Genomic DNA, 16,608 nt, shown 5'->3' on the forward strand with positions numbered 1-16,608 from the left:
ATCAACAACATGATCCCCGCCCCACCCAGCGCCGCCGCCACCCGATGCACCTTCTCCGACGCGATCAACGCGTACGCGACAAGGAACACCGCCACGCTCACCCAGGCGAGCGCCGTCATGCGCCGAGCGCCCGGTCGAGCAGCGCCTGGAGCGTGACCGCGCCCAGCAGGCGGCCGTCGCGGACGACGGCGACCAGCGGGCTGCGGGTGCGCGCCATCAGCGCGGCCAGCTCCAGCACGGTGGCGTCCTCGTCGGTGATCGGCAGCTCGCGCCACCGGCCGGACGGCAGCGCCTCGCGCACCGTGCGGCCGTCGAGCCGGTCCAGGAACGCGTCGGCGTGCTCCTCGTCCACCACGCGGGCCAGCGCCGGGTCGTCCTGGCAGTAGCCCGGCACGGCCAGGCGCAGCACCTCGGCGCCGGGCAGGATCGTGAGCGGCGCGCGGTCGGCGCCGGTGACGATGAGTCCGGGCAGGTCCTGCTCGGCCAGCAGTCTCGCGGCTTCGAGCACGGGGGTGTCGGGGCCGACGACGGGGAAGTCGGCTAGGAGGTCTCGGGCGCGCACGCGCACATCCTTCGTTCGACGGGGATGGGACGTGCCGACCAGACTTCCCGGCTCACCTGACCATGACGGTATCATCCGTCCCGGGGTGAGCAGCAGATCACACCAGGCACGTATCACCGCATTTCGCTCAATATTGTTCATCTCATGACATCCCTGCTGCTCGTCGAAGATGACGCGGTGATCCGCACCTCGGTCGGCCGGGCCCTGGAGCGCTACGGCTACCGGGTGTCCACCGCCGCCGACGGCCTCGGCGGGCTGGAGGCGGCGCTGGCGGGCGGCCACGACCTGCTGCTGCTGGACGTGATGCTGCCCGGCCTGGACGGGATCAGCCTGTGCCGCAGGGTCCGGGAGAGCAGCCAGGTGCCCGTCCTGCTGCTGTCGGCCCGCGGCGACGGCCTGGACGTCGTCGCCGGGCTGGAGGGCGGCGCCGACGACTACGTGGTCAAACCGGTCGACCTGCCGGTGCTGGTGGCCAGGATCCGCTCCCTGCTGCGCCGCGCCGCCGTCGCCCCGCCCTCCCCCGCGTCCGGACAGGCGGGCGCGGTGCTCACGTTCGGCGAGCTGAGCGTCGACACCGGGGCGCTGGAGGTGCGGCGGGCCGGGCGGCGCGTCGAGCTGACGCCGACCGAGCTGCGGCTGCTGCTGGAGTTCGCCGCCCACCCCGGCATCGTGCTCGAACGCGCCACGCTGCTGCGCACGGTCTGGGACTACGGGTGGGACGGCGACAGCCGCGTCGTCGACCTCTGCGTGCAGCGGCTGCGCAAGAAGATCGGCGCCGGCCGCATCGAGACCGTGCGCGGGTTCGGCTACAAGCTGACCACCACGTGAACCCGGCCTCGCTGCGGTGGAAGATCGCCGCCCTCGTCACGCTCGCCGCCGCCGTCGCCGCCGCCATGGTCGGGCTCCTCGTGCACCAGGCCACCTGGCAGCGCGCCCTCGACACCGGCGAGACCCAGGCCCTGGAGGCCCTGGAGAAGTCCCTCGCCTCCGGCCGGCCCGGCGTGGTCGCCCTCGCCGAACTGCCCGGCGACCTGGCGGCCCGGCTGCGGCCCGGCCGCCCGGCCGTCGGGTACGGCCTTGACCACCGCGACGAGCCGTGGATGTGGGCCGCCCAGCCGTACGGCGACGGCCGGCACGCGGTCAGCGTGCAAATCTCGATGGGCTCGCAGCTGCTCCGGCTGCACGCGCTCGACCGCGACATGGCCAAGGCCGCGCTGACCGCGCTCGCCGTGGTGGTGCCGGTCTCGGCGGGCCTGGCCGAGCTGGCCAACCGGCGGCTGCGCCGCGTCGCCCGTACCGCCCGCAGGATCGCCGCCGGCGACCTCGACGCCCGCACCCGCCCCGCACCGCCGCACCGGGCGCGCTGGCGCGGCCGGGACGAGATCACCGACATCGCCGCCGCCGTCGACTCCATGGCGGCCGCGCTCCAGCACCGGCTGCTGGCCGAGCAGCGGTTCACCGCCGACGTCGCCCACGACCTGCGCACCCCGCTGATGGGGCTGGTCGCCGTCGTCGAGCTGCTGGAGGAGGGCGAGGCGGCCGACCTGGTACGCGACCGGGTGCGGGTGCTGCGCAAGCTGGTGGAGGACCTGCTGGAGGTCTCCCGGCTGGACGCGGGCGCCGAGGTCGCCGAGCGGGCTCGGGTGCCGCTGGCCGAGCTGGCCGAGGAGTCGGCGGCCCGGCTGGGCGTCGAGGCGCGGGTGATCGCCGGCGGGAACCCGGTGGCCGAGACGGACCCGCGCCGCCTGGATCGGATCCTCGCCAACCTCGTGCTCAACGCCCACCGCCACGGCGCCCCGCCGGTCGAGATCACGATCGGCGTCACGACCGGCGGCCATGTGATCGAGGTCCGCGACCGGGGGCCGGGCTTCCCCGCGGAGCTCCTGGACGGCGGGCCGGAACGCTTCCGCACCGGCGCCGCCGAACGCGGCCACGGCCACGGCCTCGGGCTGACGATCGCGCTGGGCCAGGCCCGGGTCATCGGCGCCGAGCTGTCCCTGGCCAACACGCCGGACGGCGCCGTGGCCGTGCTGCGCCTCCCCCGCGGGCCGGCAGGCTGATACACGGCCGATACACGGCCGAGCGGCGGCGGAGACACGGTCACGGCCTGACGGATACGGCGATGGCGCACTGTTTCCGGCATGCGACGTACGTTCATGCTTGTCTTGTTGCTGGTGAGCGCGTGCTCGGCCGTTCCGTCCGGGGCCGCGGCGCTGCCGTGGCCCGCCGAAGGGCAGGCGGCGGTCGAGGTCGACGGCCTGGGCAGCCTGGGCGCCACCGGCGACCGGGAACCGGTGCCCATCGCCAGCCTCACCAAGGTCATGACCGCCTACGTGATCCTGCGCCGTCACCCGCTCCGGCCCGGCGACGACGGCCCGCCGATCACGGTGGACCGCACCGCCGCCGAGGAGGCGTACGCGCCGCAGGAGTCGACCGTCCCGGTCCGCGAAGGTCAGACGATCCGGCTGCGGCGGCTGCTGGAGCTGATGCTGGTGCCCTCGGGCAACAACGCGGCCCGCCTCCTGGCCCGTCACGACGCCGGCTCCGAGGCGCGGTTCGTCCAGCGGATGAACGCCGCCGCCCGCCGCCTGGGCATGGCCGACACCACCTACACGGGCGCCAGCGGCAACGAGGACACCACCGTCAGCACCGCCACCGACCAGCTCAAGCTCGCCCGGGCGGCGATGCGCGACCCGGCGTTCCGCGCGATCGTGGCGTCACCGGGCACGGCCGTCCCCGGTGACGCCCGCACGCTGCCCAGCACCAACACGCTGCTCGGCAGGCACGGCGTCATCGGCGTCAAGACCGGCTCCGGCACCGCCGCCGGAGGCAACCTCATGTGGGCCTCCCGGGTACGGGGCCGCCTGGTGCTCGGCGTCATCCTCGGCCAGGCGGCCGGCACCAACCCGGTCGCGGCCAAGGCCGCGGCCCTGGAGGCGGGCAGCCGGATGACGGCGGCGGTCGAGCAGCACCTCACCCGGTCACGCTGAGCTCCCGCAGCTCGATCAAGCGGGTTGGCCCCCCTCCTCAGTAGGAGGAGTCACCCGGGGAGACGAGCCCCGTCTCGTACGCGAGAACGACGGCCTGGGCACGGTCACGCAGGCCGAGCTTGGTGAAGATGCGGCCGACATGGGTCTTGACGGTCGACTCGCTCAACGTGAGCACACCGGCCAGCTCCGCGTTGGACAGGCCCTGCCCGACGAGCGTCAGCACCTCGAGCTCCCGGGGTGTCAGGGCGGCGAGGTCACGGTGCGGGGCGGGCGCGCGGGCCGGCTGACGGTCACCGGCGGCGAACCGCTCCACCAGCCGCCGGGTGATCGACGGCGCCAGAAGGGCGTCGCCGGTGCCGACCAGGCGCACCGCGGCGGCCAGGTGCTCGGCGGTCACGTCCTTGAGCAGGAAGCCGCTGGCGCCGAGCTGGAGGGCGGCGTAGACGTACCGGTCGAGGTCGAACGTGGTCAGCATGATCACCCGGCAGCCGGGGAGCTCCCGCAGGATGTGACCGGCGGCCTCGAGCCCGTCCATGGTGGGCATGCGGATGTCCATCAGGACGACGTCGGGACGCAGCTCCCGCGCGGCGGCGACCGCTTCGGCCCCGTCGGCTGCCTCCCCGGCCACGGGGATGCCCCGGGTGGTGAGGATCAGCCGGAACCCGCTGCGCACCAGAGCCTGGTCGTCGGCGATGAGCACCCGCGGCTCTTCGTACGCCGTCATGTGCCGTCCAGCGGGATGCGAGCCCGGACGCGATAGCCGCCGCCCAGCCGTTTCCTGGCGTCGAGATCGCCACCGTAGACGGCGACCCGCTCCCGCAACCCGAGCAAACCGCGCCCAGCCCCCTCCTGGCGACCAGCTTCTCGGTACCGGCCGGCCCCTTCCTGATGACCAGCCCCTTCCTGATGGCCGGTCCCGGACGGTCGATCGGCGGAGGTCAGCACGCTGGGCCCGGTGTTGAGGACCTCCACCCGCAGCGAACGGTCGGCGTACCGCACCGTGACCTGCGCCGTCACACCGCTGCCGTGCTTGAGCGCGTTGGTGAGCGCCTCCTGCACGATCCGGTACGCGGTGACGTCGATCCCGGCCGGCAGCGGGCGCGGCTCCCCCGAGATCCGCACGTCGACGGGCAGCCCGGCGAAGGCGATCCGGTCGATCAGCGGCCCCAACCGGCTCAGGCTCGGCTGCGGCGCCAGGTCGCCCCCGTACGGCTCGCCGCCCCCGTACGGCTCGTCGTCGCCGCTCTGCGACGGCGCGAGCACCCCCAGCAGGTGGCGCAGGTCGGTCATCGCGTCGCGCCCTGCTCCCTCGACGGCCTTCAACGCGGCCTCCGCCTCACCCGGCATCGTGGGCAGCACCTCGCGGGCGGCGGCCGCCTGCACCACCATGAGGCTGACGTTGTGGCTGACGATGTCGTGCAGCTCGCGGGCGATGCGGGCGCGCTCGGCGTCGACGGCGGTGCGGGCGGCGCTCTCACGCTCGCGCTCCAGCAGCCAGCCGCGCTCCTCCAGCGCCTTACGGTGCAGGCGCCGCGCCCTCACCAGCGCCACGGCCAGCCCCGAGGCGACGGCGCAGGCCACCCCCAGCGCGACGTACGACCACACGCCACCACTCTCCCAGACCGCCCCCGAGGCCCGCATCAGTCTCCGGACCGATCCCGTACGCCCCCGGTACGACCCCCACCGCCGTCCGGCCATCCGCACACTCCGGACACGACGCGCATCAGCCCCACATGCCCCGAACACGCCGAGCACCCGCCCCAGGCCCATCCCGTACGCCCTCGAGCACCCGCCTTCCCAGGCCCATCCCGTACGCCCCCGGTACGACATGGCCGGGCGAGATCGGTCCCCGGACCGATGTGGGCCTATCGGGTGCTGGCCTAGCGTGCTGCGCGTGAGCCAAGAAGACATCGTGCGGCTGGACGGCGTGCGCAAGGACTACGGCGAGACCTCGGCGCTGGACGGCGTGTCCCTGCGCATCGGCGCGGGCGAGGCCGTCGCGGTGATGGGCCCGTCGGGGTGCGGCAAGTCGACCCTGCTCAACATGATCGCGGGCCTGGACCGCCCGACCGGCGGCTCGGTCGTGGTCGCGGGCCAGGATCTGAGCCGATTGGACGAGACGGGGCTGGCGCTGTTCCGGCGACGGCACATCGGGATGATCTTCCAGTTCTTCAACCTGGTCGACGACCTGCCGGCACTGGACAACGTGGCACTGCCGGCCCAGCTCACCGGAATCCCGGCCCGCCAGGCGCGACGGCGTGCGCTGGAGCTGCTGGACGAGCTCGGCATCGCGGGCCGCAAGGACGCCTACCCCGCGGTGCTCAGCGGCGGCGAACGGCAGCGCGTCGCGGTGGCACGCGCCCTGATGAACCGCCCGGCGCTGCTCCTGGCCGACGAGCCGACCGGCGCACTCGACAGCCGCTTCGGCGAACAGGTGATGGACCTGCTCATCGACCTCAACCAGATCGGCCAGACCCTGCTGCTCGTCACCCACGACCCCCACCTGGCCACCCGCTGCGCCACCCGCCTCATCGAGCTCGCCGACGGCCGGGTGGCCCGCGAGAACACCCTGGAGCACACCGAATGAGCACATCGAGCGTGCAACATGCCTGCAGGCCCGGGATGCGCAGCACCGAAGGAAGCCCGCTGGGGCGTGCGCAGTGACCCCCAACCCAGGCACTCCCGAACCCCCAGCCGAGCCGCTGTCCGAACACCCCACCGGGCACCCCGCCGAGGACCCCTCAGCCCCGCCATCCGAGCACCCCGCCGGGCAACCCTCAGCCCCGCCGTCTGATCACCCCGCCGGGCATCCCACCGAACCCCGCTCACAGCACCTCGCAGAATCCCCCTCCGAGTACCCCACCGGGCACCAGTCCGGGCATTCCACCGAGCGCCCGCCCACGCGCCCGTCCGAGCACCGGTCCGGGCACCGGTCCGGGCACCGAGGCGGGCGGCGGGCGGAAGCCGGAGCCGGGGCAGGGGCCGGAGCGCGAGCTGGGGCTGCGACCAGAGTCGGGGCTGGAGCTGGAGTTGGGGCTCAGGCTGGAGCCGGGGCGCAAGCTGGGGCTGTGGCCGAGGCGCAAGCTGGGGCCGGGGCCGGGGCCCGAGCGGGGGCCGGAGCCCGAGCTGCGGCCGGGGCAGGAGCCCGAGCCCGAGCTGGGGCGGGGGCGGGGGCGGTGTGGCGGGTGGCGCGGGCGGCGGTGCGGCGGCGGAGGTTGCAGACGGTCATCACCGGCCTGGTCGTCCTGTGCGGCACCACGACGATCATGATCACCCTGGGCCTGCTCGACGCCGCCACCTCCCCGTTCGACCGGGCGTTCGCCGGGCAGCGCGGCGCTCACGTGGTCGCCTCCTTCGACGCTGCCAAGGTGTCGAAGGAGGCGCTGGCGGCGACCGCCGGGCGGCCCGGCGTCGAGGCTGCGGCGGGCCCGTTCGACCAGGTCGTCGCCGACTTCCCCAGGACCACCGACATCCCCGAGGCGGAGGGCCCGCTCAAGCTGGTGGGCCGGGCCGATCCGGGCGGCCCGGTGGATCGCGTCCATCCGCTGCACGGGCGCTGGGCCACCGCGCCCGGCGAGATCGTGCTCAACCTGCGCGACGCCGACGGCCTGCTCCGCCCCGGCATGCTGGGGGCGCGGCTCCGCGCGCCGGGACTGCCGCCGTTGACGGTCGTCGGGGTCGCCTCCGGCATGAGCCAGTCGGCCGACGCCTGGGTCACGCCCGCCCAGGCCGCCGCGCTGCGCCCGACCGGCGTGCAGATGCTCTACCGCTTCACCGGCGACGCCTCCACCGAGCAGGCCGTACGCGCCGGGCTAGACGCGGCCACCGCCGGGCTGCCCGGGGGCGCGCTGACGGTCGCGCAGTCCCATCTCTCGCTGCGCCGCGCCTTCTCCAGCGCCGCCAGCGCCTATCTGCCGCTGATGACGCTGTTCGGCGTGCTCGGCCTGCTGGTCGCCGTCCTCATGGTGGCCAACGTGGTCAGCGGCGCCGTGCTGTCGGGCTCGCGCCACATCGGCGTGCTGAAGGCCATCGGGTTCACCCCCAACCAGGTGGTCGCCGTCTACCTGGCGATGGTGTCGCTGCCGGGCGCCGCCGGGTGCGTCGCGGGCACGCTGCTGGGCAACGCACTGGCCGGGCCCGTGCTGGACACCGCCTTCCAGGGGGTCGAGCGCGGCAGCGCCGGCATCGGGATCAGCCCGTGGGTGTCCGCCGTCTGCCTCGCCGGCATGCCGCTCGTCGTCGTTCTGGCCGCGCTGGTGCCGGCGCTGCGCGCGCACCGGCTGCCGGCCGCGCGGGCGATCAGCGCGGGCAGCGCGGGCAGCGCGCCGCTACGGGGCCGCGGGCTGCGCGTCCAGCGGCTGCTCGGCGGCACCCGGCTGCCCCGCGCCGTCAGCCTGGGCCTGGGTCAGCCGTTCGCCCGCCCGGGCCGGACCGCGATGACGATGGCGGCGATCGTCCTCGGGGTCGTCACCGTCACCCTCACCACCGGCCTGACCAGCACGATGGTGGCCTTCGCCGAGGCGGACGCCGGCGCGGTCCCGCGGGTCGGCGTGCGGGCGGGCCAGCCGGCGTTCCAGCAGGTGGCGCCCGAGCTCGACGACGAGCGGATCGAGGCGCTGCTGCGGTCGCTGCCGGGCGCGTCGCGCGTGACGGCGAAGGTGTTCGTCGACGTGCACCTGACCGGGCACGCGCAGCGCAGCGCCGTGAACTTCCAGCGCGGCGACCCACCGGCGATGGCCGCCCAGATCGTCGAGGGACGCTGGCCGGCCGCACCCGGCGAGGTCGCCGCCCCGCCGGCGTTCCTGGCGCAGCGCGGCCTGGCCGTCGGCGACCGGATCACGCTGGAGTTCGACGGCAGACGGGTCCCCGCCGCCGTCGTCGGCCAGATCATGAGCGGCGACCCGCGCTTCCTCTGGTCCACCTGGGAGACGCTGACCGCGCTCGCCCCGGGCACCGGCGCCGACCACTACGAGGTGCTGCTCACCCCAGGGGCCGACGCCGACGCCTACGCCGCCGCGGTCAGGGCGGCCGACCCCGGCCTCCACCCGTCCGTCGCCCGCCCCGACACCCGCGCCACCGCGACCGTCGTCGCGGTCGCCTCCGTCTTCACCACGCTGCTGATCGTCGTGGCGTCGCTCGGCGTGTTCAACACCGTCCTGCTCAACGCCCGCGAACGCCGCCGCGACCTGGGCATGCTCAAGTCCATCGGGATGACGCCCCGCCAGGTCACGATCATGATGGTGACGTCGATGGCGGCGCTGGGCGTGGCGGGCGGCCTGCTCGGCATCCCCGGCGGGATCGCCGCGCACCGCCTGATCGTCGACAACGTGGGCACCGTCGTGTTCCCCGAGGCCATGAAGAACGTCTGGGACGTGCCGCAGCTCGCGGGGGCGGCGCTGTCGGGCGTGGTGATCGCCGTCCTCGGCGCCCTGCTCCCCGCCCGCTCGGCAGCCCGCCAGACTATCGCCACCGTCCTGCACAACGAGTGACCGCAGTGATCAGGAAAAGACGGCCCACTCACGCCTACACGCCGAGCGGCCCCCTGCGCAACGCCGGCATCGGCGCGTTCGGTGCGGGGCGAGCCGCAGAAGCCCGTACCGCAGCGGCCGCTCTCGCCGGTGAGCTTGATTCACGTGTACGGGCGCGTACGACGTGCGGCTTCCCAGGCGCGGGACTACGTCGTCGAGCCGGCCGGGTGGTCGCCCTATGCGGTCCTGCCGGGTTCGGGGAGTGGGGGTGGGGCGGCGAGGGCGCGCAGGAGGGTGGTGTGGAACGCGCGGGTGGCTTCGGCTCGGGGCAGGCGGCCTGCGGCGGTCTCCTCGGCGGCGGCGTGGGCGAGCTTGATGGTGACGGTGGCCAGCCAGGCGGCCGGGAGCCGGTCGTCGAACTCGCCGCGGTCCTGGCCGCGCCGGATGACCCGCAGGAGGCGGTCGCTGATGAGGGTGTGGCGTTCGTGGTCGTCCTGCGGGGGCACGGCCACGGAGCTGATCTTCTCCAGCAGGGCGGGGTAGCGCCCGGCGGTCTCGGCGCCGGCGTCGAGCAGGCGCAGCAGCGCGGCGGCGGCCGGGCCGGTGTCGGGGCCGGTGGCGTCCATGGCGGCGGCGGTCTCTTCGGTGAGCCGGTCGACGACGGCCGCGAGCAGCCGGTCCCGGTTGGGGAAGTGCGCGTAGACGGTCTGGCGGGTGACGCCGGCGGCCGTGGCGATGGCTTCGACGCTGGCGTCGGGCCGGGTGCCGAGCAGGCGCACAGCGGCGTCCAGGACGGCGGCCCTGCTGCGCTGGGCGTCCGCACGGCGGTTCGGAGTCATCTCTTACACCTTGTCAAAATTGTCGGGCCACGCATATCTTACAACGCGTAAGAGATCGTACCGTTGGCGAAGGAAGACCGTGATCACCACCGATCCCGCGCAGTTCATCACCGACTTCTACTCCTCCTTCCACGACGACCTCGTCTCCACCGACGAGGACGCGGCCGTGATCGTCGACCGCTATCACACGCCGGACGTCGTCCAGTACGCCGACGGCAACCGCATGGACCGCGGCAAGCTCATCGCGCACACCCGCCCGGTCCGCAAGAACCGGCCCACCAGCCGCATCGAGGTGCACGACGCGCTGGCCGACGGCGACCGGCTCGCCGCCCGCTACACCCTGTACGTGCACAACCGCGGCAAGGACCTGGCCATCGAGGTGCACTTCTTCGGCCGGTTCGCGCCCGACGGCCGCCTGCGCGAGGGCAACTCCTTCACCCGCACCGTCAAGGAGTCCGCATGATCGCCGGCACGTACACCGTGGCCGGGATGGCGTGCGGGCACTGCGCGGACGCCGTCACCGAGGAGGTGGAGCGCGTCGCCGGGGTCACCGCCGTCGCCGTGGACGTGGAGCACGACACGATGACCGTGACCAGCGACCGCCCCCTGGACGTCGAGGAGGTGCGCGCCGCCGTCGAGGAGGCCGGCTACGAACTCCTGAACACCGAGGCCCAGCAGCAGACGCCCGGAAAGGCGCACCCGAAGTGACCGGCCGGGGCGTACGGCACCGACCGGCACCCGGCGGCCCTGACCCGGCGGCCCTGACACAGCGCGCCTGACACAATGGCGTGAATGGTCACCCGTGTCCTCATCGCCGACGACCAGAGCGGCATCCGTGAAGCGTTCCGGCTGATCCTCGACGCCCAGCCCGACATCACCGTGGTGGCCGAGGCCGCCGACGGGCTGGCCGCCATCGAGACCGCCCGGGCGATCGGGCCGGACGTGGTGCTCGCCGACATCCGCATGCCGGGCGCCGACGGCATCGAGGTGGCCCGCGCCCTGTCGGGCACCGGCGTGCACGTGGTGATCGTGACGACGTTCGGGCTGGACGAGTACGTGCACGCGGCGCTGCGGCACGGGGCCTCCGGCTTCGTGCTCAAACGCTCCGGGCCCGCGATGCTCGTGGAGGCGGTGCGGGCCGCGGTGAACGGCGACATGCTGATCAGCCCGCAGCTCACCGTACGGCTGCTGCGCGAGCGCGCGCTGCCCCGGGAGGCGACGGCCGTCGTCCTCACCGAGCGGGAGGACGAGATCGTCGCCCTGGTCGCCCAGGGCAGGACGAACGGGGAGATCGCCGCCGAGCTGTTCCTGTCGCCGGGCACCGTCAAGAACCACATCGCGGCCATCCAGCGCAAGGTAGGCGCGCGGAACCGGGTGGCGATCGCCGCCTGGGCCTGGGCGAACGGCCGCGTCACCGACCTGTAGGCCGACCCCGCCGCGGGTGTTCCGCCGAGCTCCACCGCAACGGGAACGCGCTCGGCTCGCGCCAGGCGCAGTTGCCGTTCGGGTCGGCGCCGACGACTGCCGGACGACCCGGTCGCGGATGCGCCACACGGGGGATCGGCCCGCTGTAGGGCCATCCCATCCCGGCCGTCGGCCGCCTGGTGTCCTTGATCGCGCCGCGACCGGGGTGGAGCCGGGCCACGTCGGCCAGTTGCCGGCCGGCAGCATGTGCCGCCGCCAGCTTCGATGGCGGGCACCGGGCCTGCTGACACGCTTCTTCCGGCACCCCTATAGCCAGTTGTCGTCCATGTCCACGTAGTACGCCACCGCGTACAGGACGCGCTGGCGCTTGTGATCGTCCTCGCTGAGATGAGTAAGCCCCGCTACCCAAGCCGTCTCTTTGGCCACTGTGGGTAGCGGACGGCTCGTTCCCAGGGAGCACATCAGGGTTTGGGCGGCCTTGCCCTGCAGGAGCAACCGCCCGTGCGGGGTGTCGTGACCGGGATCCATTCCGTACAAGCCGTCGAAGGCCGCCCGCGCCTGCTCCTCGAGGTCCTGACTGAGCCTGTGCAGGTCCCGGCCGGCAGCCTGGGCGCGGGCGGAGTTCCACTCCTGCTCGCCGATCAGACTCAGAGCCTCGTCGACAAGAGGGCCGGCCAGGCCTGTGGTGGCCACCGCAAGCTTGGCCGCGTAGGCGATGACCTCCGGCAGGATGTGCTCTCCTGGGTCAGCGACGATGGCCGCCAGCTGCGCGTCCCCGGCCACGGCAGCCCGCATCCCCGCGTCCAGCTTGAGCCGCAGCGGCAGCCGTATGGGTGAGGGCGCGAAGGCCAGATGCGGGCGGGCCAGCCAGGCGGGATCCAGGCGCAGGCCGGACAGTTCCTCGCCCTGGGCGAGAGCGGCGGCCAGCCAGTCGCGCCGCCATTCGTCCGCGCTCGCCCGGGTCCAGGCATGGTCTGTGCCGTCGAGGTCCAGCGGGTCGAAGGTGCTGACGATCTCGCCCTCGCGCGCGTAGGAGACCACGACGTCGTGGTTGACGGTCCACTGCACGCTGTAGATTTCCGAGCCCGCGCCCAGGACCGGCTCGCTCGTGCCATGGCAGGTGAATGGCTCCATCAGGAGCGTCCAGCCGCCGTAGCGTGCAGCGAGCACGTCCCGGCCCGAGTCCTCGTCGATCACCTCCTCCCAGGTCTGCTGCGAAGTCTCGGCCGGGTCGCCGCCGAGCGCGCGGATGACGCTGCCCAGGTCGTCGGTTCTGATCCAGGTGAGGCATGCCTGGCCGGGGAAGTAGGCGTGGGCGTCGGCGTAGGCGCCAAAATGTTGGCTCATGCTCGCTCTGTTCGGTTTCCGGTAGGGGACGGTGGGACGGTGGCTGCCGCCCCACCCCCATCATCTGATCAGTTTCCCGGCCTGGCCGGGCATCGACGGGTGGGCTCGGCCCGGCATGCTGTTGATCGGCCGGCCCGGGCCCCGGGCGCCGCCCGGCGGCGGCGGTCCGCCTACGATCGACTCCATGAGGCACATCGTGCGCTATGCCCGGAATGGCGAGATCCGAGCCGGAGTTCAGGCCGGCGACACCGTGCACCCTCTCCCGCTTCCCCTCCCGGAACTTCTCCGCCTCCCCCTCGACGACCTGCGCGACCTCGTCACCACCGCCGCCGACAGCACGCCCCCGGAGCCCGCCCCCGGCACCCCCCTCGCCCCCGTCGACGGCCGCATGGAGGTCTGGGCCGCCGGGGTCACCTACCGCCGTTCCCGCCAGGCCCGCGTCACCGAGAGCGAGGCCGACGCCGACGTCTACGAGCGCGTCTACGACGCCGAACGCCCCGAGCTGTTCTTCAAGTCCACCGCCTGGCGCGTCGTCGGCCCCGGCGGCACGATCGCCGTCCGCCAGGACTCCGTCATCGACGTCCCCGAACCCGAGCTGGCTCTCGTCGTCAACGCCCACGGCGAGATCGCCGGCTACACCGTCTGCGACGACGTCAGCTCCCGCACGATCGAGGGCGCCAACCCCCTCTACCTGCCCCAGGCCAAGGTCTACCTGGGCGCCTGCGCCCTCGGCCCCGCGATCCGCCCCGCCTGGGAGGTCCCGGACCCGTACGCGCTGCCGATCAGCATGCGCATCCACCGGGACGGCGCCCTCGCCTGGTCAGGCGAGGCTTCCACGGCGGAGCTGCACCGCCGTCTCGACGACCTGGTCGCGCACCTGTTCGCCGCCGACGTGCACCCTGACGGCGTCGTGCTGGCCACCGGGACCTGCCTCGTCCCCGACCTGCCGTTCACGCTGGCCACCGGCGACACGGTCCACATCGAGATCGGCGAGGTCGGCGCCCTCACCACCGGCGTCGTGCGCGGCAGGCCGCCCCTGCCCTAACCGATCGGCTGTTCCGTCCAGATCGTCTTGCCCTCGGGCGTGTAGCGGCTCCCCCATCGCGCCGCCAGCTGCGCCACCAGGAACAGCCCCCGCCCGCCCTCGTCGACCTCGCGCGCCCGCCGCAACCGCGGCTGGGTGCTGCTCGGGTCCGACACCTCGCACACCAGCACCCGCCGGTCGCGGATGAGCCGCAGGCCCACCGGCTCACCCGCGTGCATGATCGCGTTCGTCACCAGCTCGCTCACGATCAGCTCCGTCGTGAACGCGAGCGCGTCCAGCCCCCACAGCGACAACTGCTCGTTGGCCACCATCCGCGCCTGCGCGACGATGGACGGATCCGCCCGGAACTCCCACGACGCCATGTCCCCCTCCGGCACCCCATGCGTGCGCGCCAGCAGCAGCGTCACGTCGTCGGCGCGCGACTCCGGCGACAGCTCCGTCATCAAGCGGTCACTGATCTCCCGCAGCGAGCCGTCCGGCCGGCACAGCCCGTCCAGCCGCCGCCGCAGCGAGTCCATCCCCCCGTCCAGGTCGTGGTCGTCGGCGTCCACCAGCCCGTTCGTGTACAGCGCCAGCACCGCCCCGTCCGGCAGCGTCACCTCCACCGGCTCGAACGGCATGCCGCCCACCCCCAGCGGCGGCCCCGGCATCATCTCCACGAAGGCCGCGGGCCCGCCGGGCGGCACCACCACCGGCGGCGGATGCCCCGCGCTGGCCATCACGCACCGCCGCGTGACCGGGTCGAACACCGCGTACAGGCACGTGGCCTCCATCACGTCCACGCGTTCCAGGTCGGACTCCTCGGCCAGCCGCACCACCAGGTCGTCCATGTGGGCCAGCAGCTCGTCGGGGGACAGGTCCAGGTCCGCCAGCGCCTGGATCGCCGTACGCAGCCTCGCCATCGCCGCCGTCGCCCGCAGCCCGTGCCCCACCACGTCGCCCACCACGAACGCCACCCGCAACGACGACTGCGGGATCACGTCGAACCAGTCGCCCCCCACCCCCGAAGCCCCGCCCGCCGGCACGTACGCCCCCGCCGTCTCCGCCGCCGTCAGCGACGCCGGCACCTGCGGCAGCAGGCTCCGCTGCAACGTCACCGCCGCGCGGTGCTCCTGCGCGTAGCGCCGCGCGTTGTCCAGCCCGAGCGCCGCCCGCGAGCCGATCTCCGCCAGCAGCCGCGTGTCCTCGTCGTCGAACGGGTCCGAGCCCGCCGCCCGCCACAGCGTCACCGCGCCCAGCAGCATCCCCCGGGCGCGCAACGGCGCGCACAGCATCGCCCGCGCGTTCTCCGGCACCAGCAGCCGCACCAGCTCCGGCCGGTCCCCCAGCAGCCGCATCGCCTCCTCGGCGGTCAGCGACAGCAGCGACTGCCCGAGCCAGAACTCCTGCATCTCGCGGAGTTCGGGAATCGGCGGCAGCTCCCACCCGGCCTGGGCCGTCCCCTCCGGCCACGGCCCGCTCACCGCGCACCGGTGGAACCGCAGCGCCACGCCCGGCTGCAGCGGCGACGGCTCCTCGCCGTTCAGCACCGCCATCGACAGGTCCACCGCCGCCAGGTCCGCCAGGCCCGGCACGAGCACGCCCGCCAGGTCCTCGGCCGTCCCCACCACGTCCAGCGACGCGCCGATGCTCGCCGCCGACCGGTACAGCAGCTCCAGCCGCCGCCCCGGGTCCTCGGAGCCCACCTCCGCGAACACCACCAGCACGCCCGACGGCTCCCCGTGGTCCTCCATCCGGAAGGCTGACATCGACACCCATCGCTCTTCGCCGCCGGGCTCGCGCGGCCGGATGACCTGCCACCAGTCGACCACCGGCTCGCCCGTGGCCAGCACCTCGCGCAGGCGCCGCTCGGCCTCCTTCGCCGCGGGCGCCGCCATCAGGTCCCGCAGCCCGCTGCCCTCGGGCAGCGCCAGCCCGCTGCGACCCTCCGCGAACCGGCCGGTGTCGACGACCCGCAGGTCCCGTCCCAGCATCTCGATCCATACGGATGTCGTTCCCACGGGCCACCTCCCCTGTTCCGCCCCCTTCCCGGCGGTCCGGGCAAGAGCCGTCACGCAGGGCAATGATTCAGCAGATCTCTGCTGGTGCGTTCGGTGCGGGTTGCGAAGTTTGTACCCTGGATGATGTGTACGATCCCGGCGCCTTTACAAAGTAGATCACTGATACGTGAAATACACGTCGTCCAGATCGCCGTGGAACTGGTCGGTCTGCCGGTCGTCCCGCGCCGGGTCCACCCGCTTGCCGCCGACCGTCGGCGCCCCCCTCGGCCGGATCGCGCCCAGCCTCCCCGTCGCGTACACCGGCGCCACGACCGGCGCCCCGCTCCCCCGGTCGAGCACCCGCAGCTCGAACAGCACCGGTGACACCCGCGCGCACCGCAGCACGTACCAGCGCCCCACCGGCAGCCGCAGCGTCGCCGGGCGCAGGAGCACCACGCCCGCGCCGTCCGACCACCGGCAGGCGGGCACTCCCCCGTCCACCTGCAGCTTCCACTGCGCGTGCCCGGGCCCGGCCAGGCCGTGCTGCCACACGTTCATCCCGGCGGCCCGCGGCGGCTCGGCCGTCAGCCGGACGGCGGCCCCGAACGCGAACGGGCCCGGCCCGCCGAGCTCGCCAAGCCCGTCCGGCACGCGCGGCACGATGATCGCCTGCGCGCACGGCGGCGCGAGGCAGGAGCCGGCCGGAAAACGCAGGAACCGCCCGCCCGGCGACAGGACCCGCCCGCCGCCGGAGGACAGCACGTCGCCGTGCCGCGCGTGGCGCGTGCTGTCGGCGACCAGCACGGGCGAGATCATCGCGCCCGCGTAACGCAGTTCGGCGGCGCGGCCCACCCCAGACGGGCCGGCCGCCGCCGCCGGCACGGCGCGCGCAGTGACGGCCAGGAGAAACCCAGCCAAGAACCCCACCCCAAAAGCGGTCGCGCCCCCCCGCC

General features: G+C 74.0%; 16 protein-coding genes. 9 read left to right on the top strand and 7 right to left on the bottom strand.

What is annotated here, in order from left to right; translation table 11 throughout:
• Positions 1-115: 115 nt before the first annotated feature.
• Entirely contained in the window at positions 116-562 is a 447-nt protein-coding gene (locus AB0G11_RS48170) for a CBS domain-containing protein (protein ID WP_357593937.1), read from the bottom strand.
• A gap of 144 nt (positions 563-706) precedes the next feature.
• On the opposite strand from AB0G11_RS48170, the gene cseB reads away from it, so the two are divergent.
• From cseB to AB0G11_RS48185, 3 genes are all read left to right on the top strand, one after another.
• Positions 707-1,390, top strand: a complete 684-nt coding sequence (gene cseB, locus AB0G11_RS48175) for a two-component system response regulator CseB (RefSeq protein ID WP_357593939.1) — start codon at positions 707-709, stop codon at positions 1,388-1,390.
• Positions 1,387-2,622 (top strand): HAMP domain-containing sensor histidine kinase, encoded by a 1,236-nt coding sequence (locus AB0G11_RS48180; RefSeq protein ID WP_357593941.1) that lies wholly within the window; start codon positions 1,387-1,389, stop codon positions 2,620-2,622. Before cseB ends, AB0G11_RS48180 begins: the two co-directional genes overlap by 4 nt.
• 96 nt (positions 2,623-2,718) lie before the next feature.
• Complete coding sequence (locus tag AB0G11_RS48185) at positions 2,719-3,552, top strand: serine hydrolase (protein ID WP_357593943.1); 834 nt, start codon at positions 2,719-2,721, stop codon at positions 3,550-3,552.
• 37 nt (positions 3,553-3,589) lie between these two features.
• Here the strand turns inward: AB0G11_RS48185 and AB0G11_RS48190 are convergent, their stop codons facing one another.
• Positions 3,590-4,276, bottom strand: coding sequence for a response regulator transcription factor (locus tag AB0G11_RS48190; RefSeq protein WP_219508626.1), 687 nt, complete (start codon positions 4,274-4,276; stop codon positions 3,590-3,592).
• On the bottom strand, positions 4,273-5,157 hold the full coding sequence (locus tag AB0G11_RS48195; protein ID WP_357593944.1) for a histidine kinase: 885 nt from the start codon (positions 5,155-5,157) through the stop codon (positions 4,273-4,275). The genes AB0G11_RS48190 and AB0G11_RS48195 overlap by 4 nt, the downstream gene beginning before the upstream one ends.
• Positions 5,158-5,446: 289 nt before the next feature.
• On the opposite strand from AB0G11_RS48195, the gene AB0G11_RS48200 reads away from it, so the two are divergent.
• Together AB0G11_RS48200 and AB0G11_RS48205 are read left to right on the top strand one after the other, a co-directional pair.
• A complete protein-coding gene (locus tag AB0G11_RS48200; protein ID WP_357593946.1) occupies positions 5,447-6,139 on the top strand; it encodes an ABC transporter ATP-binding protein in 693 nt (230 codons plus the stop codon).
• 589 nt (positions 6,140-6,728) lie between these two features.
• Positions 6,729-9,041 carry an FtsX-like permease family protein gene (locus tag AB0G11_RS48205; RefSeq protein WP_357593948.1) on the top strand — a complete coding sequence of 771 codons (2,313 nt, stop codon included), beginning with the start codon at positions 6,729-6,731 and terminating at the stop codon, positions 9,039-9,041.
• Positions 9,042-9,256: 215 nt separating this feature from the next.
• Here AB0G11_RS48205 and AB0G11_RS48210 read toward each other — a convergent pair whose 3' ends face one another.
• On the bottom strand, positions 9,257-9,859 hold the full coding sequence (locus AB0G11_RS48210; RefSeq protein WP_357593950.1) for a TetR/AcrR family transcriptional regulator: 603 nt from the start codon (positions 9,857-9,859) through the stop codon (positions 9,257-9,259).
• 79 nt (positions 9,860-9,938) lie between these two features.
• Here AB0G11_RS48210 and AB0G11_RS48215 point away from each other — a divergent pair, with 79 nt between their 5' ends.
• From AB0G11_RS48215 to AB0G11_RS48225, 3 genes are all read left to right on the top strand, one after another.
• Positions 9,939-10,322 (top strand): nuclear transport factor 2 family protein, encoded by a 384-nt coding sequence (locus tag AB0G11_RS48215; protein ID WP_308125923.1) that lies wholly within the window; start codon positions 9,939-9,941, stop codon positions 10,320-10,322.
• Entirely contained in the window at positions 10,319-10,567 is a 249-nt protein-coding gene (locus tag AB0G11_RS48220; protein ID WP_357593952.1) for a heavy-metal-associated domain-containing protein, read from the top strand. The genes AB0G11_RS48215 and AB0G11_RS48220 overlap by 4 nt, the downstream gene beginning before the upstream one ends.
• Before the next feature lie 84 nt (positions 10,568-10,651).
• The gene (locus tag AB0G11_RS48225) at positions 10,652-11,284 is read left to right on the top strand and encodes a response regulator transcription factor (RefSeq protein ID WP_357593954.1); all 633 of its coding nucleotides are present in this window, start codon (positions 10,652-10,654) and stop codon (positions 11,282-11,284) included.
• A 306-nt stretch (positions 11,285-11,590) separates the two neighbouring features.
• Here the strand turns inward: AB0G11_RS48225 and AB0G11_RS48230 are convergent, their stop codons facing one another.
• A complete protein-coding gene (locus AB0G11_RS48230; protein WP_357593956.1) occupies positions 11,591-12,631 on the bottom strand; it encodes a hypothetical protein in 1,041 nt (346 codons plus the stop codon).
• 184 nt (positions 12,632-12,815) lie between these two features.
• Here AB0G11_RS48230 and AB0G11_RS48235 point away from each other — a divergent pair, with 184 nt between their 5' ends.
• A complete protein-coding gene (locus AB0G11_RS48235) occupies positions 12,816-13,676 on the top strand; it encodes a fumarylacetoacetate hydrolase family protein (RefSeq protein WP_219517599.1) in 861 nt (286 codons plus the stop codon).
• On the opposite strand, the gene AB0G11_RS48240 is transcribed toward AB0G11_RS48235, so the two are convergent.
• The gene (locus AB0G11_RS48240) at positions 13,673-15,676 is read right to left on the bottom strand and encodes a SpoIIE family protein phosphatase (RefSeq protein ID WP_219517598.1); all 2,004 of its coding nucleotides are present in this window, start codon (positions 15,674-15,676) and stop codon (positions 13,673-13,675) included. The two genes, AB0G11_RS48235 and AB0G11_RS48240, sit on opposite strands and share 4 nt — an antisense overlap.
• 156 nt (positions 15,677-15,832) lie before the next feature.
• On the bottom strand, positions 15,833-16,573 hold the full coding sequence (locus AB0G11_RS48245) for a hypothetical protein (RefSeq protein WP_357593958.1): 741 nt from the start codon (positions 16,571-16,573) through the stop codon (positions 15,833-15,835).
• Between the last annotated feature and the right edge of the window lie 35 nt (positions 16,574-16,608).

This window comes from Nonomuraea sp. NPDC023979, assembly GCF_040639085.1.
GTDB lineage: Bacteria > Actinomycetota > Actinomycetes > Streptosporangiales > Streptosporangiaceae > Nonomuraea > Nonomuraea ceibae.